At 73.6% G+C, this 20,362-nt stretch carries 22 protein-coding genes and 2 pseudogenes; 12 read left to right on the forward strand and 12 right to left on the reverse strand.

The features are described 5' to 3' along the window. Genes LN037_RS22785 through LN037_RS22800 form a run of 4 tightly spaced genes read right to left on the reverse strand, consistent with a single transcriptional unit; the run spans window position 1 to window position 3,349 of the window. Window positions 1–1,410 (reverse strand): cytochrome P450, encoded by a 1,410-nt coding sequence (locus LN037_RS22785; RefSeq protein ID WP_230757354.1) that lies wholly within the window; start codon window positions 1,408–1,410, stop codon window positions 1–3. Continuing rightward, window positions 1,407–2,024: a TetR/AcrR family transcriptional regulator gene (locus LN037_RS22790; protein WP_230757357.1), complete on the reverse strand. Its 618-nt coding sequence runs from the start codon at window positions 2,022–2,024 to the stop codon at window positions 1,407–1,409. The genes LN037_RS22785 and LN037_RS22790 overlap by 4 nt, the downstream gene beginning before the upstream one ends. Window positions 2,025–2,081: 57 nt before the next feature. After that, window positions 2,082–2,891, reverse strand: coding sequence for an SDR family NAD(P)-dependent oxidoreductase (locus tag LN037_RS22795; RefSeq protein ID WP_230757360.1), 810 nt, complete (start codon window positions 2,889–2,891; stop codon window positions 2,082–2,084). Next, window positions 2,888–3,349, reverse strand: a complete 462-nt coding sequence (locus LN037_RS22800; RefSeq protein WP_230757362.1) for a DUF5709 domain-containing protein — start codon at window positions 3,347–3,349, stop codon at window positions 2,888–2,890. The genes LN037_RS22795 and LN037_RS22800 overlap by 4 nt, the downstream gene beginning before the upstream one ends. A gap of 451 nt (window positions 3,350–3,800) precedes the next feature. Between LN037_RS22800 and LN037_RS22805 the strand changes: the two genes are divergently transcribed. From LN037_RS22805 to LN037_RS22815, 3 genes are read left to right on the forward strand one after another with little or no spacing between them, the layout of a single operon-like run. Continuing rightward, complete coding sequence (locus tag LN037_RS22805) at window positions 3,801–4,412, forward strand: sulfite oxidase-like oxidoreductase (RefSeq protein WP_230757365.1); 612 nt, start codon at window positions 3,801–3,803, stop codon at window positions 4,410–4,412. Then, complete coding sequence (locus LN037_RS22810; RefSeq protein WP_230757368.1) at window positions 4,402–5,112, forward strand: FAD-binding oxidoreductase; 711 nt, start codon at window positions 4,402–4,404, stop codon at window positions 5,110–5,112. The genes LN037_RS22805 and LN037_RS22810 overlap by 11 nt, the downstream gene beginning before the upstream one ends. Then, on the forward strand, window positions 5,105–6,502 hold the full coding sequence (locus tag LN037_RS22815) for a dihydrolipoyl dehydrogenase family protein (protein ID WP_230757370.1): 1,398 nt from the start codon (window positions 5,105–5,107) through the stop codon (window positions 6,500–6,502). The genes LN037_RS22810 and LN037_RS22815 overlap by 8 nt, the downstream gene beginning before the upstream one ends. Before the next feature lies 1 nt (window position 6,503). Here the strand turns inward: LN037_RS22815 and LN037_RS22820 are convergent, their stop codons facing one another. From LN037_RS22820 to LN037_RS22830, 3 genes are read right to left on the reverse strand one after another with little or no spacing between them, the layout of a single operon-like run. Beyond that, on the reverse strand, window positions 6,504–7,142 hold the full coding sequence (locus LN037_RS22820; RefSeq protein WP_230757379.1) for an NAD(P)-dependent oxidoreductase: 639 nt from the start codon (window positions 7,140–7,142) through the stop codon (window positions 6,504–6,506). Between the two features lie 43 nt (window positions 7,143–7,185). Next, window positions 7,186–7,785 (reverse strand): class I SAM-dependent methyltransferase, encoded by a 600-nt coding sequence (locus LN037_RS22825; protein ID WP_230757382.1) that lies wholly within the window; start codon window positions 7,783–7,785, stop codon window positions 7,186–7,188. Between the two features lie 24 nt (window positions 7,786–7,809). Next, on the reverse strand, window positions 7,810–8,763 hold the full coding sequence (locus LN037_RS22830) for a TIGR03557 family F420-dependent LLM class oxidoreductase (RefSeq protein WP_230757390.1): 954 nt from the start codon (window positions 8,761–8,763) through the stop codon (window positions 7,810–7,812). Between the two features lie 57 nt (window positions 8,764–8,820). Here LN037_RS22830 and LN037_RS22835 point away from each other — a divergent pair, with 57 nt between their 5' ends. Genes LN037_RS22835 through LN037_RS22845 form a run of 3 tightly spaced genes read left to right on the forward strand, consistent with a single transcriptional unit; the run spans window position 8,821 to window position 11,494 of the window. Further along, on the forward strand, window positions 8,821–9,072 hold the full coding sequence (locus LN037_RS22835; protein WP_230757393.1) for a DUF2795 domain-containing protein: 252 nt from the start codon (window positions 8,821–8,823) through the stop codon (window positions 9,070–9,072). A gap of 17 nt (window positions 9,073–9,089) precedes the next feature. After that, complete coding sequence (locus tag LN037_RS22840; protein ID WP_230757510.1) at window positions 9,090–10,433, forward strand: serine hydrolase domain-containing protein; 1,344 nt, start codon at window positions 9,090–9,092, stop codon at window positions 10,431–10,433. Window positions 10,434–10,456: 23 nt separating this feature from the next. Continuing rightward, window positions 10,457–11,494 carry an ERCC4 domain-containing protein gene (locus tag LN037_RS22845; protein ID WP_230757401.1) on the forward strand — a complete coding sequence of 346 codons (1,038 nt, stop codon included), beginning with the start codon at window positions 10,457–10,459 and terminating at the stop codon, window positions 11,492–11,494. On the opposite strand, the gene LN037_RS22850 is transcribed toward LN037_RS22845, so the two are convergent. Then, window positions 11,410–11,700 carry a glutamate synthase-related protein gene (locus tag LN037_RS22850; protein WP_230757404.1) on the reverse strand — a complete coding sequence of 97 codons (291 nt, stop codon included), beginning with the start codon at window positions 11,698–11,700 and terminating at the stop codon, window positions 11,410–11,412. The two genes, LN037_RS22845 and LN037_RS22850, sit on opposite strands and share 85 nt — an antisense overlap. A 97-nt stretch (window positions 11,701–11,797) precedes the next feature. Continuing rightward, window positions 11,798–12,139, reverse strand: a pseudogene (locus LN037_RS33810) (glutamate synthase-related protein); the annotation flags it as partial. On the opposite strand from LN037_RS33810, the gene LN037_RS22860 reads away from it, so the two are divergent. Together LN037_RS22860 and LN037_RS22865 are read left to right on the forward strand one after the other, a co-directional pair. Continuing rightward, window positions 12,134–12,313 carry a hypothetical protein gene (locus LN037_RS22860; RefSeq protein ID WP_230757406.1) on the forward strand — a complete coding sequence of 60 codons (180 nt, stop codon included), beginning with the start codon at window positions 12,134–12,136 and terminating at the stop codon, window positions 12,311–12,313. The pseudogene LN037_RS33810 and the gene LN037_RS22860 overlap by 6 nt on opposite strands. 77 nt (window positions 12,314–12,390) lie before the next feature. Further along, window positions 12,391–14,235 carry an HNH endonuclease signature motif containing protein gene (locus LN037_RS22865; RefSeq protein ID WP_230757414.1) on the forward strand — a complete coding sequence of 615 codons (1,845 nt, stop codon included), beginning with the start codon at window positions 12,391–12,393 and terminating at the stop codon, window positions 14,233–14,235. Between the two features lie 5 nt (window positions 14,236–14,240). On the opposite strand, the gene LN037_RS22870 is transcribed toward LN037_RS22865, so the two are convergent. Beyond that, window positions 14,241–14,993 (reverse strand): SDR family oxidoreductase, encoded by a 753-nt coding sequence (locus tag LN037_RS22870; protein ID WP_230757418.1) that lies wholly within the window; start codon window positions 14,991–14,993, stop codon window positions 14,241–14,243. Between the two features lie 257 nt (window positions 14,994–15,250). Between LN037_RS22870 and LN037_RS34065 the strand changes: the two are divergent. The 3 genes and pseudogenes from LN037_RS34065 to LN037_RS22885 form a co-directional block, all read left to right on the forward strand. Further along, window positions 15,251–15,355: pseudogene (locus LN037_RS34065) on the forward strand (DUF3224 domain-containing protein); the annotation flags it as partial. A gap of 65 nt (window positions 15,356–15,420) precedes the next feature. Beyond that, on the forward strand, window positions 15,421–15,603 hold the full coding sequence (locus LN037_RS33820) for a hypothetical protein (RefSeq protein WP_230757516.1): 183 nt from the start codon (window positions 15,421–15,423) through the stop codon (window positions 15,601–15,603). Between the two features lie 638 nt (window positions 15,604–16,241). Continuing rightward, window positions 16,242–16,583: a hypothetical protein gene (locus LN037_RS22885; protein ID WP_230757420.1), complete on the forward strand. Its 342-nt coding sequence runs from the start codon at window positions 16,242–16,244 to the stop codon at window positions 16,581–16,583. Window positions 16,584–16,646: 63 nt separating this feature from the next. On the opposite strand, the gene LN037_RS22890 is transcribed toward LN037_RS22885, so the two are convergent. Next, complete coding sequence (locus LN037_RS22890) at window positions 16,647–17,054, reverse strand: CBS domain-containing protein (protein ID WP_230757423.1); 408 nt, start codon at window positions 17,052–17,054, stop codon at window positions 16,647–16,649. Between the two features lies 1 nt (window position 17,055). Further along, entirely contained in the window at window positions 17,056–19,188 is a 2,133-nt protein-coding gene (locus LN037_RS22895) for a molybdopterin-containing oxidoreductase family protein (RefSeq protein ID WP_230757426.1), read from the reverse strand. A 158-nt stretch (window positions 19,189–19,346) separates the two neighbouring features. Between LN037_RS22895 and LN037_RS22900 the strand changes: the two genes are divergently transcribed. After that, window positions 19,347–20,345, forward strand: a complete 999-nt coding sequence (locus LN037_RS22900) for a helix-turn-helix domain-containing protein (protein WP_230757428.1) — start codon at window positions 19,347–19,349, stop codon at window positions 20,343–20,345. The last annotated feature ends 17 nt before the right edge of the window (window positions 20,346–20,362 follow it).

The following is a 20,362-nucleotide window of genomic DNA, read 5'->3' on the forward strand; positions in this document are numbered from 1 at the left end:
CTACAGCCGCTCGAGGCGCAGCGGGAGGTGGTCGGCGGGCGTCGGACCCGTCGTCAGGCCGATCGGCATGACGTAGTCGTCGGGCACCGACCAGCGGAAGCGACGCAGCATCGCGTGCATGATCGCCTTGACCTCCATGCCGCCGAAGTGCAGCCCGATGCACTTGTGGACCCCGCCGCCGAACGGGATCCAGGCGAACCGGTGCGACTTGTCCTCGGCGCGCTCCGGGGCGAAGCGGTCGGGGTCGAACTCGTCGGGTCGGTCCCACCACGGCTCCATGCGCTGCGAGGCGTGGATGCCGAGCGACAGCAGCGTGCCGGCGGGGATGTGGAAGCCCTGGAGCTCGGCGTCGCGGACGGTGATACGGGCGAGCTGGCCGACCGGCGCGTACATCCGCAGGGTCTCGCGCATGGCGAGGTCGAGCGAGACGAGGGAGTCCAGCTCGGCGCCGGAGAGGTCGTCGGAGTCCAGCGCGAACGACTCCTCGCGCAGCTTCTCCTGCCATTCCGGGTTCTTCGCGAGCAGGTAGCTCATCATCGACAGCGTGATCGTCGACGTGTCGTGCGCCGCCATGAGCAGGAAGATCATGTGGTTGACGACGTCGTCGTCGGAGAACGTCTCGCCCTCGTCGCTGCGGGCGCGGCACAGCACGCTGAACATGTCCCGGCCGTCGCCCGCGCGCTTCGCCGGGATCTGCGCGGCGAAGTAGTCCTCGAGGAGCTTCCGCCCGTCGAGGCCCCGCTTCCACGAGCCGCCGGGGACCGGTGCGCGGACCACCGCGACGCCGGCGTGCACGGTGTCGACGAAGGCGCGGTTGACGCGGTCCGCGCGCGGCCCGAGCTCGTCCCCGACGAACACCTCGGTGCCGATGTCGAGCGTCATCTGCTTGATCCGGTCGTAGATCCGGATGCCGTCGCCCGTGGTCCAGTCGTCGAGGCTGCGCCGGATGCGCGGGTTCATCACCTCGAGGTACTCCCCGAGCCGGTCGCGGGTGAACGCCTCCTGCAGGATGCGCCGGTGGGTGCGGTGCTCCTCGAAGTCGAGCAGCATCACCCCGCGACGGAAGAACGGGCCGATGAAGAAGCCCCACCCGTCGGCGTTGCCGAAGTACTTGTCCTTGTTGACGAGCACCTGGCCGAGAGCGTCCGGCCCGAGCACCGACACCATCCGACGGCCGAAGGCCCCGGTCCACGACACCGGCCCGTACTGCTCGTAGCGCCGACGCCCGAACCCGAGCATGTCCGCGGCGAACTCCAGGGACCGCCCGACGACGGGTGTGCCGTAGTCCCCGGGCACGGCCTCGAGCCCGCTGCCGGGCGGGGGCGGCGCGAGCGGGGCCGTCGCCGACGGCACGAGGCTCGTCGCCGAGGCCAGTCCGCTCTGGATGCGGTGCGCCAGCGGTGCCGTCATCGTTCCTCCCGGAAGTCGGCCGCGGCCAGCACGAGATGGACGCAGCGGGTGACGAGGTGCTCGGCGTCGACGGCGAGCCGCCCGTCGAGCCAGAAGCCGACGGCGTCGACGATGCCGGCGGTGAGCAGCACCGTCGTGACCTCGAGGTCGTCGGGGGACAGGTGGGGCCGCGCCTCGACGACGAGGCGGGTGAGGAAGGCCGCGAAGGTGGCCACGGTGTCCTGACGGCGGGCCGCGAGCACCGGGTGCCCGACGGCCTCGCGGTAGAGCCGGGCCGACCGCGGGTCGCGGGCGAGCAGCGTGACCGTCGCGCGGATCGCGGCCCGGGCCCGCGCCGCGAGGTCGTGCGCCGGCAGTCCGGCGGCCGCCTGCAGGGCGAGGCGCAGCGCCGTGTCCGACGTGGCGTCGAACAGCGCCGCGAGCAGGTCCTCCCGATTCGGGAACGACTCGTAGAAGTACCGCTCGGTCAGCCCGGCCGCGCGGCACACCGCCGTCATCGTGAACTCGCCGACCCCGCGCTCGCCCACCACGTCGAGGGCGGCGTCGAGCAGGCGTGCGCGGCGCTCGGCCACGCGCTCCTCGGCGCTCGCGCCCTGGAAGGTGCGGGTGGGCATGCCGCCATCCTGACAGGGTGCCCTGTCAGAAAGGAAGGGTTCTGACAGGGCCTCCTGTCAGGGCAGGATCGAGTCCACGTACCCGCCGTCCACGCGCACGGCGCCCCCCGTCGTCGCGGACGCCAGCGGCGAGGCGAGGTACGTGACGAGGTGGGCGATCTCCTCGGGCTCGATGAGGCGCTGGATCAGCGACTGCGGGCGGTGGAGGCGCATGAACTCGCGCTGCGCCTCGTCCCACGGCAGCGAACGGTCGACGAGCTGGTAGACGAAGTCCTCGACCCCGGCGGTGTGCGTCGGACCGGCGATCACCGAGTTCACCGTGACCCCGGTGCCGGCCGCCTCCTTGGCGAACCCGCGGGACACCGCGAGCAGGGCCGTCTTGGACATCCCGTAGTGGATCATCTCCGCGGGGATGACGACGGCGGAGTCGCTCGCCACGTTCAGCACCCGTCCCCAGCCGCGCTCGCGCATGCCGGGCAGGTACGCCCGGACGAGCCGCGTCGCCGTCAGGACGTTGACCTCGAAGTAGCGGCGCCAGTCGTCGTCGGTGATCTCCAGCGCGGGCTGGGCGTCGAAGATGCCGAGGTTGTTGACGAGGACGTCGACGTCGGGCAGGTCGGCGGTGAGGGCCGCCGTCCCGTCGGCCGTGGTGACGTCGCCGGGCGCGGGGACCACGTCGCCCCCGCTCTGCTCACGGACCTGCGCCACCGCCGCGTCGACGCGCCCGGCCGTGCGCCCGTTGACGGCGACCCGCGCCCCGGCCCGGGCGAGGTCGACCGCGATCGCGAGGCCGATGCCCTGCGTCGAGCCGGTGACGAGCGCGGTGCGCCCCGAGAGGTCGAGCGTCGTGCCCACGGCCCCGCTCACTCCCCGATGGTGTGCATCGCGGCCTCCTCGGCGCTCGCGCCCGCGCCGTCGACGCCCACGTCGTCGGCGTAGCCCTCGTCGCCCTCGTCGCGCAGCACCAGCCGGCCGGAGCGCTCCGTGCCGACCTCGTCGTCGTAGAGCTCGCCCTCGGTGTCGCGGGAGTCGCCCAACCCGTCGGCGCCGAGGTCGTCGGGGTCCTCGGCGACCTCACGGCGCAGCCGCTCGTCGAGGGGCTCGCCCTCTTCCTCCTCGCGTTGCGTGACGCCCCAGGCATCGACGCCGCGGGTGCGCTCGTTCGGGATCCACCCGGCGTCGAGCGGGTCCTCGGGGTCGCGCTCCGGTGCGTCGCCGTCGAGCAGGTCGGCCTCGTCGAGCTGCTCGAAGGAGGTGTCGTCGACGGAGTCGCGGTCGTCGGCGGGCAGGTCGTCGGGGCTGTCGGGCAGCTCGGTCCCGGTCATGGCGGTCCTCTCGGCGCTCACAGGTGAACGCGGTCGATCCTGCCCGCACGCCCTCCGGACGCAACGGAGCGGTCCCTCGGCAGACCCTGGGTGTTCTCCCCAGGTCGTCCCGACGGCGGATGTGGCTTGCTCTGGCCGTTGGCCCGTTCGGAGTGCGGGAGTGGTCGTGGGCCGTCGGGAGCCCCACGGTGCGCGGGACGCGACCAGCGGCGACATCTCCAGCAGCGGGAGGAAGTAGCGGATTCGGACGCCCAGGCCTCGAATCCGCTACCTCTGCGAGCGACCGGACGATCACGGCGGCCACGAAGACGGCGAGCGGCGGCACCGTGGCCAGCTCGGGAGCGTGCTGCGGGACCCGTCGTCGGGATGATCCTCCCGTCCTGCGTCGTTCGACCGACGCGGACACCGGTCCGTCCTCCCTAGGGTGGGCGGAGGTCGAGAGGAGCCGGCGATGGCGATCACGCGGGGATTCACGGGACGACGCAAGCAGGCGGAGCGCGACCCGCGGCTGCCCCCGGGCCAGTACGACGTCGGGAAGTCCTGGCCCGTGCTGACCGCGGAGCCGACCGCGCGGATCGACGCTGAGCGGTGGTCGCTGACGATCGACGGGCTCGTGGCCAACCCGACGACGTGGTCGCTGAAGGAGCTCAAGGCCCTCGGCCAGGACACCTACCGCGGCGACATCCACTGCGTGACGACGTGGTCGAAGCTCGACACGTCGTTCACCGGGATCAGTCTGGACACCCTCCTCGAGGTGGCGCAGCCGCTGCCGGAGGCGCGGTTCGTCGTCGAGGAGTCGACGACCCGGTACCGCACCAACCTCCCGCTCGACGACGTCACCGGCGGCAAGGCGTGGGTGGTCTGGGAGCACGAGGGCAAGCCGCTGACCCGCGAGCACGGCGGGCCGGTGCGGATGCTCGTGCCGCACCTGTACTTCTGGAAGTCCGCGAAGTGGATCTCGAAGATCACGCTGCTGGACCACGACGAGCCCGGCTTCTGGGAGATCAACGGCTACCACCACCGCGGCGACCCGTGGCAGGAGCAGCGCTTCGATGGCGACTGACCCGCAGCGAGCCGCCGTCTGGCGGGACGCGAAGGTCGTCTCGGTCGACCACCACGGCGAGCTCGGCGTGATCCTGCGCCTCGACGTGCCCGACCGCGTCGTCCACCGACCCGGTCAGCACTATGTCCTACGGCTGCGCGCGGAGGACGGCTACACGGCGAGCCGCTCGTACTCGACGGTGTCGGCGCCGTCGGACGACCTCGTCGAGCTCTACGTGGAGAAGGTCCCCGACGGCGAGGTGTCCGGCTTCCTCGCCGAGGTCGTCGAGCCCGGGGATCTGCTCGAGTGCCGCGGGCCGATCGGGCGGTGGTTCGCCTGGGACGGTGCCTCGCCCGCGCTCGGGATCGGGGGCGGCAGCGGGGTGGCGCCGCTGGTGTCGATGCTGCGGCACGCCCAGGACGTCGGACGGCCCGACCTGCTGCACCTCGCGGTGTCGGCGTGGACGGCCGACCACCTGCCCTACCGCGAGGAGCTGGAGGCGGCCGGGGCGCTCGTCGCGTACTCGCGGCAGAAGGGCGGCTCGCGGCTCGACGCCGCCGTGGTCGGCGCGATCGCCGACCCGGGCGCCACCGCCTTCGTGTGCGGCTCGGCACGATTCACCCTGGCGATGGAGTCGCACCTCGTCGCCGCCGGGCAGCCGGAGGCCAGCATCCGGATCGAACGGTTCGGACCGACGGGAGAAGGTGACGGGAATGGCTGACCTGGACGTCGACGTCGTGGTGATCGGCGCGGGCCCGGTGGGCGAGAACGTCGCCGACCGGGCGCACCAGCAGGGACTGAGCGCGGCGATCGTGGAGGCGGGCCTGGTCGGGGGCGAGTGCTCCTACTACGCGTGCATCCCCTCCAAGGCGCTGCTGCGCCCGGTCGACCTCAAGGCCGCGGTCGACCGCATGCCCGGGGTGGACGCGGGCCGGGTCGACCCGACGGCGGTCTTCGAGCGGCGCGACCAGTTCGCGAACCCGGACGACTCCGGACAGGCCGAGTGGCTCGACGGCGCCGGCATCACGCTCCTGCGGGGCCGCGGCCGCATCACCGGCGAGCGCGCCGTCGCGGTGGACCACGAGGACGGGACGACGACGGACGTGGCCGCCCGCTACGTCGTGGTCGCCACCGGTTCCGTGCCGACCTACCCGCCGGTCGACGGGATCCACGAGGTCGACGCCTGGACCAACCGCGAGGCCACGCAGTCCTCCCGCGTGCCCGACTCGCTGCTCGTCCTCGGCGGCGGCGTCGTCGGCGTGGAGATGGCGACCGCGTACCAGCGGCTCGGCGCCCGCGTGACGCTCGTGCAGCACGGCGACCGCCTCGTCCCGTCGGTCGAGCCCGAGGCCGCCCGGCGGCTGCAGGCGTCCCTCGAGGGCGACGGCGTCGACGTCCGGCTCGGCGTCTCCATGACCGCGGTGAAGCGCGACGGCAGCGAGGTCGTCGCCTCGCTCGACGACGGGTCCGAGCTGCGCGGCGCGGAACTGCTGGTCGCGGCGGGTCGCAAGCCGGCGACGTCGGACCTCGGCCTGGACACCGTCGGCCTGGAGCCCGGGAAGCCGCTGGCGGCCGACGAGACGACCACCGTGCAGGGCGACTGGCTCTACGCCGTCGGCGACGCCTCGACCGGCGCGAAGCTGACGCACATGGGCAAGTACCAGGCCCGCATCTGCGGCGACGTGCTCGTGGCGCGGTCGAAGGGCGCCGAGGTCGGCGGTCGGTACGCGAAGACGTCGACGACGGCGGAGTACACCGCCGTGCCGCAGGTGATCTTCACCGACCCGCAGATCGCCGCCGTGGGGCACACCGCGGAGAGCGCGGAACGAGCGGGTCTCCACGTGCGCGCCGTGACGTTCGAGATCGGGGACGTGGCGGGCGCGGCTCTGCAGGCCGACGGCTACGACGGGTTCGCGACGCTCGTGGTCGACACCGACCGCGAGGTGGTCGTCGGCGCGACCTTCGTCGGGCAGGACGTGGCCGATATGGTCCACGGCGCGACGATCGCGATCGTCGGGGAGGTGCCGCTGGCGCGGCTGTGGCACGCCGTCCCGTCGTTCCCGACGATGTCCGAGGTGTGGCTGCGGCTGCTGGAGACCTACGGGCTCTGACCTAGTTGCTGATGGCCGGCGCCGCGTGCAGGTACGCGGTGCTGGTCAGCTGGTCGACCATGAACCGCGCGACGTCGGCCCGGGCCATCTCCACGCCGATCGGGTCGACGCCGAGGAAGCCCGAGCGGATCGGGTTGCCGCCGGGGACGTCGATGGGCGCGAACATCCGCGCCACGGTCCAGTCGAGGTCCGAGGTGGTCACGGCCTCGTGGATGCCCTGCACCTCGGCGAGCGCGCCGGGGATGAGGATCCCGATCCCGATCGGCACGAGCCGGTCGAGCAGGCGGGGCCGGTCGCGAGGGTCCGGCACGCTCACGGTCACGAGCGAGATCAGACGACGGACGTCCGCGGCGTGCATCGCCTTGACGATCGTCCGCGTGCCGTCGGTCAGCGGGGTGTCGGACAGGAACGGGTCGATCGGCGGCCCGAAGGCCGTGATCACGGCGTCGGCGCCCTCGACCGCGCGGGCGACCGCGTCGGTGTCGGAGAGCTGGGCCTCGATCACCTCGACCGCGTACTGCAGTTCCCCGAGCTTCTGCGGGGACCGCACGAGGGCGGTGACCTCGTGTCCGTCGGCGAGCAGGTGGCTGACGACGAACCGGCCGACGCCGCCGGTCGCCCCGAACACGGTGACCTTCATGTCGGTGGGATGGCTCACCGCGGGCGGTTCCAACCCCCTGGTGTCAGGCGGCACACCCGAGGTAGAGGTGGTTCAGCACCGACGGTCCCGGCATCGACGCGTGCTCCAGCGACTCGACGGTGAAGCCGGCGGCCGCCACCCGCCGGTCGATCGCCCGCTCCAGGTGGCATCCCGCGAGCAGCCGTTGCTGCAGCCCGGTCAGGCGGTGCTGCCACCGCGCGACGGCGGGGTCGGGGGCGAGGCCGTGGTCGAGGAAGAGGAACCGGCCGCCCGGACGCAGCACCCGCCGTGCCTCGTGCAGTGCCGCATCGAGGTCGGGGATGGTGCAGAGCGTGAAGGTGCTGACGACGGTGTCGACCGAGGCGTCGGGCAGCTCCAGCCGGGCGCCGTCGAGGCCCGCGTACTCCAGCGGCGGCCCCGTCCGGCGTCGGGCCAGCCGCCGGGCCGTCGCCGACGGCTCCACCGCCAGCACCTGCTCGACGGCCGGTGGCATCAGCGGCAGGTTCGGCGCCGACCCCGAGCCGAGGTCGAGCACCACGCCGCGGGCGGGCGCGAGGACCCGCTCGCGCAGCCGTGTCACGTCGGCGCGGCCCAGGGCGAGGTCGGTGACGCGCGGGACGACGTGCTCCGACCAGAGGCCCACGCGACGGCACCCTAGTCCCGCGACTCAGCCCCGGAGCGCCGGCAGGACCTCCTTCGCGTACGCCGCGAAGAAGCCCTCGACGTCGGGGCCGATCTGCTGCACGTAGACCTCGTCGTAGCCCGCGTCCGCGTAGGAGCGCAGCTGGGAGACGTGCTCGTCGACGTCCGGGCCGCAGGAGAACAGGCCGGGGACGGCGTCGCGCTGGAGCAGCTGCGCGGCGTCGGAGAAGTCCGACGGCCGCGGCAGGGTCTGGGCGAGCTGGCCGGGGAAGCCGTCGTTGGGCCACATCCGGTGGGCGTGGTCGATCATCGCCTCGCGGTCGTCGCCCCAGCAGACCTTGGTGCCGCCCTGGGTGGGGCCCCGGCCGCCGGCGCCCCGGTAGGTCTCCAGCAGCGACGCGTCGGGCGCCACCCCGCAGTACCCGTCGCCGATGCGGGCGGCGAGCTCGGTGGCCTGCTCCCCGAAGCCGGACACGTAGATCGGGACCGGGTTCTCCGGCAGCGTGTAGATGCGGGCGTCGGTGACCCGGTAGTGCTTGCCGCGGTGGTTGACCACGCCGCCCTCGTGCATCCGGCGGATGATCCCGATCGCCTCCTCGAGCATCTCGAAGCGCTCGCCGATCGGCGGCCACGGGTCGCCGAGGACGTGGTCGTTGAGCGCCTCGCCGGTGCCGACGCCGAACACGAACCGGCCGTCGAGCAGCACGGAGGCGGTCGCGGTGGCCTGCGCCAGGATCGCCGGGTGAATGCGGATGATAGGGCTGGTCACCGCGGTGCTCACGGGCAGGGACGTGACCTGGGACAGCGCCCCGAGCACGCCCCAGACGAAGGCGCTCTGCCCCTGCGCGTCGTTCCACGGGTGGAAGTGGTCGGAGATCCACAGGCGCTCGAACCCGGCGTCCTCGGCGCGTCGGGCCTGGTCGAGGAGCTCGTGCGGCGAGTACTGCTCGCAGGAGAGGAAGTAGCCGTAGGAGGTCATCGGTGCGGCTACCCGGAACCACGTGTGTGGTGCACCCGGCCCTGGGCACCAGCAGCCATGGCAGCGTCCACCACCCGTGCCCGCCTCGACGCCGTGCTGAACGGCCAGTCGTTCCCCGCCGACCGCGACACGCTCGTGGCCGCGGCCGAGAGCGCCGGCGACGACCAGACCGCCCGCGCGATCCGCGCCATCCCGCCGGTGGACTACGGCAGCCCGTCCGAGGTCGTCTCGTCGGTCTCGCTCGCCGAGAACGACCACCCGGCCGAGCGCGGCGACACCGACGCCGGCACCGGGCCGCCCGCGAACTGATCCACACTGGGCCGGTGCTGCTCGACGCCACCGCCCACGCCCTGACCCACCGCCTCGCCGTCGAGCAGTCCCGCGGCCGTGCACCGTCGATGGCGGGCGCGGTGCTGCGTGGCGACGCGGTCGTCTGGAGCGGGACGCGGGGCGAGGTCGACGACGCGGCGCCCACCGACGACACGCAGTACCGGATCGGGTCGATCACGAAGACCTTCGTCGCGGTGCTCGTCCTCCGGCTGCGGGAGGAGGGTCGGCTCTCGCTCGACGACCGGCTCGACGAGCACCTGCCAGACACCCCGGTGCCGGACGCGACGATCGCGCACCTCCTCGCCCACTCCTCGGGGCTGCCGGCCGAGACCGGGGCGCCGTGGTGGGAGCGCTCCGACGGGGCCGTCCGCCCCGACCTCGCGAGCCTCGTCGCCGAGCCGCCGCTGCGCGCCCCGGGACGTCGCCACCACTACTCCAACGTCGGATTCGGGCTGCTCGGCGCGCTGGTCGGGCACCTGCGCGGCCACGACTGGTTCACCGCCGTGGCCCACGAGATCCTCGAGCCGCTCGGGATGGACCGCACGACGTACCACCCGACGGCGCCGCACGCGGCCGGCTGGGCCGTCCACCCGTGGGCCGACGTGCTGCACCCGGAACCCGCGCACGACGCCGGGCTGATGGCGCCGGCCGGGCAGATGTGGTCGACGACGACCGACCTCGCCCGCTACGGCGCGTTCCTGCTGCACGGGGACGACCGCGTGCTGCCGACGCGCGTCGTCGAGGAGATGCGGCGACCCTCGGCGCCGTCCGAGGCCGGGGACGCCGACCGGTCGCAGGGCCTCGGCCTGCAGCTCCTGCGCCACTCCGGCCGGGCGCTGGCGGGCCACACCGGGTCGATGCCGGGCTTCGTCGCCACCCTCTGGGTCGACCCCGCGGAGGACCTCGCCGCGGTCGCCTTCGCGAACGCGACGTCCGGCCCGGCCATCGGTGCGCTCGTCGCCGAGCTGATCGGCATCGTGGCCGAGCGCGAGCCGCGCCTGCCCCGGCCGTGGCGACCCGCCGTCGTGCCCGCGGACCTGCTCGCGCTGCTCGGGCCCTGGTACTGGGGCGCGGCGCCGATCGCGCTGCGCCTGCGCGGCACCGACGAGCTGACGATCGGCGGGCTCGGTGGCGGCGCGCGGACCTCGCGGTTCTCCCCGCGGGAGGACGGCACGTGGGTCGGCCTGGACGGCTACTACGCGGGCGAGACGCTGCGGGTGGTGCGCCGGCCGGACGGGTCGGTCAGCCACCTCGACCTCGGCAGCTTCGTCTTCACCCGCGAGCCCTACGCGCCCGGCGAGGTCATCCCCGGAGGCGTTCCCGACGACGGGTGGCGATGAGTTCCGCTCGATACCCTCGCCGCGTGGCGGAGCTGCTGATCGCCCGGAACCCGGACCCGGACTCGAAGCTCCCCTACCTGCTCCGGGTCCCGACGGCGGGTGGTCTCGTCTTCCGCACGTCGGGCACGTGGCCGCGCACGAAGGCGCTGTACTGCCACCCCGTCGACGCGCAGGAGTGGCCGGCCGAGCCCGAGATCGTCGAGCGGGTGCCGCTGGTGTCGTGCGCCCGGACCGGCGCGGCGATCGACGTGATCGCCGACCGCCGGACCGAGCGCCGGTCGCAGATCGTCCACACCCGGGCGCGGGGCCGGGAGATGGTGTTCTGGCAGTCGCCGAACACCCGCAAGCAGGCGCGCCCGCAGGTCCGGACCCCGACGGCGCGGGCGGCCGGGACCGAGGCCGAGCTCGAGATCCTCGTCGACTCGCACGAGCGCTACGCCTACCGCTTCACCGGGCAGCAGGTCCGCACGGCGAAGCGCGCCTTGAGCTGCGGGGACTACGGCGTCGAGGTCGACGGGCGGGTCGTCGCGGCCGTCGAGCGGAAGTCGCTGTCCGACCTCGTGTCGAGCCTGACCAACTCGACGCTCCGGCACGCCGTGGCGGAGCTCGCCACCCTGCCGCGCGCGGCCGTCGTCGTGGAGGAGCGGTACTCGAAGGTCTTCGCGCTGGAGTACGTGCGGCCGGCGCTGGTCGCGGACGGGATCGCCGAGCTCGCCGTGCGGTACCCCGGCGTGCCGATCGTCTTCACCGAGACCCGCGGGTTGGCCGAGGAGTGGACCTACCGCTTCCTCGCCGCCGCGTCGACGTGGGCCCGCGACGAGGCCGTGATCGCATCCCGCATCCCCGGCGCGGAGTCGGAGCTGGGGGAGGCCGACCCGGCGCCGGAGCCGGCGACCGCCGAGGTCCGGACCTGGGCCCGCTCGGCCGGGATCGACGTCCCGGACCGCGGCCGGCTCCGTCCGGAGGTGTGGGCGGCCTACCGGTCCGCGCACGAGAACCGGTCGGGGTCCGCGCGCTCCCAGTCGTCCACCCAGCCCATCGGGGGCTCGGCGAGCAGCTGACGGGGCCGCAGTCGCTCGACGAGCTCGGCGTAGGAGCGGGTCTCGGTCGGCGCGATCCGGTTGGTGTGGCAGCGCTGACTCTGGATGACGATGTCCGTGCCGGTGGCGACCTTGCCCGACGCCCCGATCTTGACCCGGTCCCGCAGGCCCGCGCCGACCAGGGCGTTGTGCACGAGGATCAGGCCATCGGTGAGCGGAGTGCCCATGTGGTCCTCGTACTCCAGCGGCGCGGAGCCGGTCCCGCCCCTCCGAGCCGTCGATGACGATGAAGTCCGGCGTCGTGTCCTCGTCGACCACGGCCTTCACGACGGCGAGCACGTCGATCCGCGTGCCCACGCACAGCGTGAACCCGGCGGGCCTGCCGCCCGCCAGCTCCCGCATCCGCGCGATGAACCGGACCAACTCGGGCGGGGTGGAGAAGGACGTGTGCCGCGGCGGGCTGGTGAAGGTCACGCCGACCGGCACGGTCCGCGCCTCGGCGATCTCCGGGGTCACCTTCGGGTCCGGGAGCACCCCGCCGATGCCCGGCTTCGCGCCCTGACTGAGCTCGAGCGACACGCACTCCACCGCGTGGTGGGAGGCCTTGTCGCCGACCCGCACGTAGTGCGGCTGGGCGGGCTCGTCCGCGGGAGCCGCGGAGTGCACGAGGTACTCGTAGCCGACGGCGTTGACGTCGAGCTCGGTGCCGAAGGCCTTCTCCCCGGCGATGCCCTTGACGCGCTCGCAGACGATCGTGCGGGTGTCGCGCGGGAACGGACGGCCGTCGACGTCGCGCTCGATGAAGTGAGGAAGCCGAGGATCAGGAAGGCCAGCACGTGATCACGTGAGGGCTGCGAAGCGTCTCGGGTCCGTCGAACCGGCCGTGACTGTCGGACCTTCGTACTAGTGTTCGAATCATGGCAGCGGTGGTGGGCGTCGAGACCCCGGGTGGGGACCCGTTCGCGGGGATCCCTGCTGGTCCGGCGCTCGCGGCCGCGCTGGCGCAGGTGTCGCCGGCCGAGTTGACCGGGCAGCACGCCGCGGCGTGGATGCGGGCGGCGTTCCGGCAGCGCAACCACGACGACGTGGTGTTCCTCGACGCGCTGCGCCAGACCTGCCGGGCCCGCGCCGACGACTGCCGCCGGGTCCTCGACGACGGGTTCGCCCCGAAGGCGGCGGCGGCGAATCTGGGCTGGTCGCCGATCACGGCGTCGGCCCGCTACGGGCTGGCGTGTTTCGTGCTGGAGGCCCAGCCGGCGTTGGGCGAGGCGATGTACGCCGGGCTGCTGGAGGAACGCAAGGCCGACATCTTCGACTCCGCCACCGAGGGGCTGGAGGACCACCAGGTCGCCGAGGTGGTGCGGATCGTGCTGCCCGAGGCGCCCGGGTTGGCCTACCAGGCGCTGCGGGAACGGATCCTCGAGGTCGCCCGGGCGCTGGACCCGCAGTGGGCGGCGGGGCGGCTCGCGGCCGCGGTGGCGCGGGCGCGGGTGGCCGCGCGGACCTCCCCGTCGGGGGCGGTCGACCTGTGTGGCTACGACCTGCGCCCCGACCTCGCCCAGGACGCCAAGTCCCATCTGGACGCGCTGGCGGTCGCGGTGCAGGCCCGGTTGGCGGTGCTCGGGGTCGATCTGGGGCTCGGGTTCCTGTGCGCCCGGATCTTCACCCGGCTCCTCGACGGCACCCTGGCCGGGCTCGACGACTCCGCGGTCACCGACGCCGTGGTGGCCGAGTTCGCCGGCCACCCGGACAACGACCCCCACGACGGACCCGACGACGGCCCCGACGACGGCCCCGACGACAGCGGGCCGGACGAGTCAGGCGGTCCCGACGGCGCCTGCGACGACGGCCCGGGCGTCGGCCCGGCGCCTGAGGTGCTGCCGCACCCGGCCGGGGTCGCGCTGCGGATGCGCCTGTCGACCCTGCTCGGACACGACGAACGACCCGCCGAACTCCCCGGCCTCGGCGGCACCCTGCCCGAGATCGCCCGCCGCCGCGCCCACGACCTCGGCGCCGCCCGCTGGCACGTTCTCGTCCACGACCAGCAGGGCCGACTGACCCACCTGCTCGTCCACCGCGCCCCACCCCACGCGAGCCACGACCCCCGCCACCGGCGCCGCACCGTCGAGATCACCGCCCCCGAGACACTGCTCGACGAACTCGACACCACCGGCGCACACGACCCGTGGCTGGCCGACCTGCTCGCCGCCCACCGCCGCTCCCGCGACGCCGCACCCGAGGACCACCCCGCCACCACCAACCGCGACGCCGACCGCCGCCTGCCCGGCGCCGCCCTCGCCCGCTGGATCGACGCCCGCGACCCCGTCTGCGTCGCCCCCGGCTGCACCGTGCTCGCCCGCCGCTGCGAACACGACCACACCCTCGACTGGCAGCACGGCGGCCGCACCCGCGCCGACGGCCTCGCGAACCTCTGCCCCGCTCACCACGCCGCCAAGCACCGCCGCGGCTGGACCTACCACCAACCCACTCCCGGCCACTTCGAGATCACCGACCCCACCGGCACCGTCCACCACACCCGCAGCCGCGTCGTCCGCCCCCTGCCCGACCCGCTACCCGCCCACCACGACACACCGGTCCACGAGCCCGCACCGACCACCACGGACTACACCCCGAGACCCACCCCCGACGGCCGCATCACCACCGCCGCCCTCGCCACCGTCGAATACCTCCTCGCCCGCCGCCCCATCAGACGCACCACCCCACCGCCCACCGACCACCAGGACGACGACCCCCCCTACTGACCCGGTCAGCCCCGCCCGAGGTAGGGCATCGTCGTGGCCATCACGGTCAGGAACGGGACGTTCGCGTCGAGCGGCAGTCCCACCATGTAGCGCACCGCGTCGGAGACGTGCTCGGCGTCGAACGTCGGCTCGACCATGCGCTCGCCGTGCGGCTGCACGATGCCCTCGCGCATCCGGGCGGTCATGTCGGTGGCGGCGTTGCCCACGTCGAACTGGCCGCAGGCGATCCCGAACGGCCGGCCGTCGAGGGCGATCGAGCGCGTGATCCCGGTGATCGCGTGCTTCGTCGCCGTGTACGCGATCCCGCCGGGTCGCCCGACGTGCGCCGCGATCGAGCCGTTGTTGACGATCCGGCCGCCCTGCGGATCCTGCGCCCGCATGATCGCGAACGCCTCGCGGGCGCACAGGAACGAGCCGGTGAGGTTGACCCCGACCGTCGCGTTCCACCCGTCGACGTCCACCTCGTCCGGCGTGCCCACCGGCCCCGTCATGCCGGCGTTGTTGACGAGCAGGTCCAGCCGCCCCCACCGGTCGAGCACGGCTCGGAAGAGGGCCGCGACCGCGTCGGCGTCGGCGACGTCGGTCGGGACGACGAGGGCCTGCTCCCGGCCGCCGGCCGTCTCCTCGAGGGCATCCGCGCGCCGCCCGGCCAGGGCGACCCGCCACCCGTCGTCGAGCAGGGCCCGCGTGATCACCCGCCCGAGCCCGGAGCCCGCTCCGGTGACGACGGCGATCCCGGGTTCGGTGTGGCTGACCATGGCGTCACCCTGGCACGGGGTCGCGATTCTTCAATCCCGACGACGGGTCGCGCCCCTAGCGTCCGGGCCATGCAGACCACCGGCACCTTCGAGGTCACGTCGTTCGAGGCCGTCGACCTCCCCCTCGACGCACCCGTCGAGACCGCTCTCCCCCTCGGGCTCGCCCGGCTGACGAAGACGTACTCCGGGGCCGTGTCCGGGCGCTCGACGACGCTGTTCACCTCGCCTACGACGGGACGATCGGCAGCTACGTCGCGATGGACGCGTTCGAGGGTTCCGTCGACGGACGGTCGGGCGCCTTCGCCTACCTGCACTCGGCGTCGACCGGCGGGGCGGACCGCTCGGACGAGTACCTGCGCATCGTCGAGGGCAGCGGTACCGGGGAACTCGCCGGCATCCGGGGCGGCGGCGCCCTCGCGCTCGCCGCGTGGTCGCGCACGGTCCGGCCGCGGAGCTGCTCGACGGTGTCACCGACGCCGACACCTGGGACGAACGCTTCGCGTTCCGCACCTCGTTCCGGGAGACCGACGACCGCAGCCGCAGCACCATGAGCCGGGTCGAGGACGCGCGCCGCGAGGTCACGTGCTCGATACCGCCGATCAGAAGGTGACGACGTTGTCGATCACGCCGGAGAGGATCGCGACGAGCGTCGCGAGGCCCATGAGGACGAGGACGAGGTAGACCGCCTACTGCGTCGCCTGTCCGGGCTACTCGTCCTGCGGACGGTCGGACCGCGTACCCCCAGCGGGGGAACCTGATGCCCTCGATCGGCAGATCCCGGGGGGAGAGATCGCATCGCCCCGCCATGGGACTCGTTACGTCGACAACATCCCCCGCGGGCGCCGTGCGCGCCTGTTCCCGCTCCCCGCCCTGCAGTGGAGGTCGTCCGTGTCCCTGTCCGCGCGCATCCGCGCCCTGGCCGTCGGCGTGTTCGCCGTGGCCGTCGCCTCGCCGGCCACCGCGCTGGCGGCCCCGGCGCCCGCCGCCCCGGCCCCCGCCGCCGCCCCGGCCCCCGCGGCCGCCCCGGCCCCCGCGGCTGCTCCGGCCCCCGCGGCTGCTCAGCCGGCTGCGGCTCAGCCCGCTGCGGCTCAGCCGGCCGCGGCTCAGCCCGCTGCGGCTCAGCCGGCCGCGGCTCAGCCGGCCGCGACTCAGCCCGCTGCGGCTCAGCCGGCCGCGGCTCAGCCCGCTGCGGCTCAGCCCGCCGCTGCCCCGGCCGCTCCGGCTCCCGCCGCGCCGGAGTCGCCGATCATGAGCGTCTTCAGCTCGTTGCTCGGCGTGCCGGCCCCGGCCCAGGCCGCGCCCGCGCAGGCCGTCCCGGCCGAGGCTGCCCCGGCGGAGGCCACCCCGGCCGCCGCGGCGACGCCCGCCCAGGAGACCGAGCCGGTCCAGCAGGCCCAGGAGGGCGGCAAGCACCGCGCGGCGGACGATGAGAAGGCCGACGAGCAGAAGGCCGACGAGCAGAAGGCCGACGAGCAGAAGGCCGACGAGCAGAAGGCCGACGAGAACCAGGGCGACCAGAACCAGGGCGACCAGGGCGAGGACGGCGGCGACCAGGCGTCCCCGCTGAGCGGGATGAACCTCGGACTCTGATCCTGCACGCACCGACGCCGGCCCTCCCACCACGGGAGGGCCGGCGTCGTCGTGTCGGGCGGGTCAGCCGACCTGGTTCGCCGCCCGCTCGGCGTCGCGGGCCGCGACGTCGGCGGCCGAGCAGAACCCGCGGCCGTGGCGCTTGAGGCACAGCAGCCCGAGCAGCGTCCCGGCGTCGTCCACGACGGCGAGCCGGCGCTGCGCCCGGGCGGCCATGGCCTGCCGGGTCGCCTCGAGGTCGTCGTCGGGGGCGGCGACCCGGCCGGTGAGGACACCGACCGACCGGGCCCGGGCCGCGTCGGGAACGCCCTCGAGGTCCTCCCGCTCGACGACCGCGACGAGGACGCCCCGGTCGACGAGCAGCAGCGCGTGCACGTGCCCGTCGAGGAAGAACACGCGCGCCGCACCGACGGACACGTCGGGTCCGTGGACCTTCGGTGTCCGCAGGTGCGCGTCGGCGACGGTGCTCATCTCAGACCGGGGTGACCTCGACGCGCGTGTCGGAGAACGTCGGTGCGTTCCCCAGGTCCGCGAAGACGAACGGGTTGACGGCGTTCACCGTGGTGCCCTCCTTCGCGTTCTTGCCCCACGATCCCATGGGACAGACGACGACGCCGGGTGCGACCTCCTCGGAGATCTTCGCGAGCGCCACGAACCGTCCCCGGTCGTTGGAGACCGCCACGTAGTTGCCCTCGTCGATGCCGCGGGCCTGCGCGTCGGCCGGGTGGATCGTCACCGTCTGCTCGCCCTGGACCCGCTTCTGCATCGCCTGGTCGCCCGCGCTGGAGTTGATGTACGCGTGCGACTTCGGTGAGAGCAGGTTCAGCGGGTACAGCTCGCTGTTCTCGCGGGGGGCGATGTAGTGCGGCAGCGGGTCGACCGGGGTGCCCGGCTGGTGGTCGTCGGAGAGCTGCCGGAACAGGTTCACGACGAAGTTGCCCATCGCCTCCAGCGCGGAGCTCCTGAACTCCGTCTTCCCGCTCGGCGTCGGGAACCCGCCCTCGGCGTGCGGGCGGTACTCGTCCGGGCCCGGCAGGTTCAGCCGCGCCCACCCGGTCTCGCGCAGCGACTCCAGCGTGATGCCCTCCATCGCGGGCGCCGACCAGTCGTAGCTCTGCTCGAGCAGCTGCTCGTCGGAGAGGGTGAAGTACTCGTCGTCGAAGCCCATCGCGGCCGCGAGCCGCCGGAACAGTTCGGTGTTGGGCACCGACTCGCCCTCCGGCTCGACGGCGGGCGTGTTCAGCGTGACGTAGAAGTGGCCCCAGCTGAACATGATGTCGTGCTGCTCGAGCGCCGTCGTCGCGGGCAGGAGGATGTCGGCGTAGCGCGCGGTGTCGGTCATGAAGTGGTCGCTGACCACGGTGAAGAGGTCCTCGCGCTCGAGGCCCCGCGCGATCTTCTCCTGCTCCGGCGCCACGACCATCGGATTCGAGTTGTAGACCATCAGCGCGGTCACCGGGGTGTCGAGATCCATCTCGCCGGTGAGGGCCCGCCCCAGCAGGAACTGGTTGATGACCCGGGTGCCCGGGGTGCGGAACTCGGGGTGGATGAAGGCGGGCCAGTTGACCGGGTGCGCCCACAGCGGCAGCTGCAGCAGCCCGCCGCCGACGTGGCGCCACGCCCCGACCAGCGCCGGCAGGCAGGCGATCGAGCGCACGGTCTGGCCGCCGCCCGCGTGCCGCTCGATCGCGACCCCGATGCGGATCATCGACGGGTCGGTGGTGGCGTACTCGCGGGCGAGGGTGCGGATGTCCTCGACCGGGATGCCGGTCTCCTCGGACGCCCACTCCGGGGTGTACTGCTGCACGCGCTCGGCGAGCTCGTCGAAGCCCAGCGTGTGCTCGCGGACGTAGTCCTCGTCGTGCAGCCCCTCGGCGATGATCACGTGCATCATCGCCAGGGCGAGCGCGTTGTCGGTGCCCGGGCGGATCGGGATGTGCCAGTCGGCGCGGCGGGCCGTCTTGTGCCGGACCGGGTCGATGCAGACGACCTTCGCGCCGCGCTTCTGCGCCTCGGCGATGATCGGCCAGAGGTGCAGGTTCGTCGAGATCGTGTTCGACGCCCAGATGATGATGTACTTCGAGTGGACGATGCTCTCGGGGTCCACGCCCGCCGTCGCGCCGACGGTGGAGGCGTAGGCGGTGCAGGCGCCGGAGTCGCAGTACGTGCGCTCGGTGATGGTGGCGCCGAGGCGGTGGAAGAACGCGTCACCGACGGACAGCCCGTTGAGGATGCCCTGGTTGCCGAGGTAGCTGACCGGCATGACCGTCTCGGCGCCGTGCTCGGCGATCTTGGCCTTGAACGTCGACGCGATCGTCTCCAGCGCCTCGTCCCAGGAGATCCGCTCGAAGCGGCCGAGGCCCTTCGGTCCGACCCGCTTCATCGGGTACAGCAGCCGGTCCGGGCTGTAGGTCTTGTCCGGGTAGTTGTTGACCTTGACGCAGAGCCCGCCGCGGGTGATCGGGTGGTCGGGGTCCCCGGCCACGTTGGTGGCGCGGCCGTCCTCGACGGTCACGAGCATCGCGCAGGTGTCCGGGCAGTCGTGCGGACAGGCGGCGCGGACGGTCGTGGTCGGCGTCAGGGTCAGGTCGTCCAGAGCGGTCACGAAGCTCCTCCTGGCAGTGGTGGTGGCGGAGTCGTCATCGACTGTCTGCGATGGTGGCCCGCGACACACCGAGCAGGCTTGTCGCTGCGTGCCACGTCTTGCGGGCTCGCGACCCCCGGCTCTAGCGTCGGACGACCACCACTGGAAGCCACCCGCCCATGACACGAGCGATGCACCCCGTCGGGCCGTTCGACGAGCCCGGGGTGGGCTGTGCCGCGGAGACCACGCAGGGGCTCGGGGGCTGGAACGACATCCTGCGTGAGCACTTCGTGTCGCTCGACGTCGACGAGACGGTGGACACCGACCGGGAGTTCGTCTCCTCGGTGCGCAGCACGCTCGTCGGGCACCTGTCCGCGGCGGTCGTCAGCTCGGTGCGTCAGAGCGCCCGCCGCACCCCGGGCCTGGTCCGCGTCGACCCGCGCACCTACCTGCAGGTCGGGATGGTGACCCGCGGCCGCGCGGTGCTCGAGCAGGACGGACGCGAGGCGGTGCTGACGCCGGGGCACTACGCCGTCTACGAGACCGACCGGCCCTTCGCCTGGCACTTCGACGGCCCGTGGACGCTGAACGTGCTCACCTGGCCCCGCGAGCTGGTGCCGCTCGGCGTCGACGTCACGCGGGCCGCCACGGCACGGACGCTCGGACGGGACCGCCTCGGCACGATCGTCGGGCACGCCCTCGCCGAGACCGCCACCGCACCGCCCGACCTCGGCGAGACCGCGGCCGGACGGCTCGCCGGTCAGCTCGCCGCCCTCCTCGGAACCGCCGTCGGCGAGTCGCTGCGCCGCGACGAGGTGCTGTCCCCGGGCAGCGCCGAGGACCTCCGGGCCCGGGTCGACGAGTACGTCGTCGACCACCTCGCCGACCCCGACCTCGGGCCCGAGGAGATCGCCCGCGCCTTCTTCATCTCGGTCCGCACCCTGCACCGGGTGTTCGCCGACGGCGACCTCTCGGTGTCCGCGCTCATCCGCACCCGCAGGCTCCAGCACGCCCGCCGCCGGCTGCTCGACCCCCGGGACGCGGCGCTCTCCCTCACCGAGATCGCGCACTCCTGCGGCTTCGCCGACCTGGCGTCCTTCAGCCGCCGGTTCAAGCAGGAGTTCCACGAGGCGCCGGCGACCTACCGTCGGCGGGCAGGGTTCATCATGCGCGGCTGACCCGTCCGGTCGGTCGG

Source organism: Actinomycetospora soli (assembly GCF_021026295.1).
Classification (GTDB): Bacteria; Actinomycetota; Actinomycetes; order Mycobacteriales; family Pseudonocardiaceae; genus Actinomycetospora; species Actinomycetospora soli.